This is a genomic window from Psychrobacter sp. AOP5-GZ1-6 (assembly GCF_052376345.1).
Classification (GTDB): domain Bacteria; phylum Pseudomonadota; class Gammaproteobacteria; order Pseudomonadales; family Moraxellaceae; genus Psychrobacter.
In genome coordinates this window covers 1-324 of sequence record NZ_JBQSVP010000374.1, presented here as the reverse complement: position 1 = coordinate 324, position 324 = coordinate 1, and the positions used below count along the sequence as shown (strand labels likewise).

At 45.7% G+C, this 324-nt stretch carries 1 protein-coding gene; it reads left to right on the top strand.

Features of this window, described 5'->3' with window-relative positions; genetic code table 11:
* On the top strand, window positions 1-324 hold a 324-nt coding region (locus tag ACT3RN_RS16270; RefSeq protein WP_444518896.1), incomplete at both ends, for an IS3 family transposase.

Below are 324 nucleotides of genomic sequence, written 5' to 3'. Positions count from 1 at the left end.
GCGTACTTCGCGAGAAACAGTTAGTCAGGTACGCCTTTATCAAAGACAACCAGTTCCTCTTTCGCATCACCACTATGTGCCGTGTGTTAAGGGTTAAGCCATCAAGCTATTACGACTGGCTAAGTCGTGATCTCAGCGACCAACAGATACATCGCAACCAGTCTGAATTACTGGTTAAAGCGGCTCACAATGAAACGAAAGAACGTTATGGCGCAGATCGACTGCATGCTCATCTAAGCGAGCAAGGCCATAACATTAGCCTGTATATGGTAAGAAGCATCAAAGAGCAACACGGCATTAAATGTCGTCGTCATAAGCGCTTTA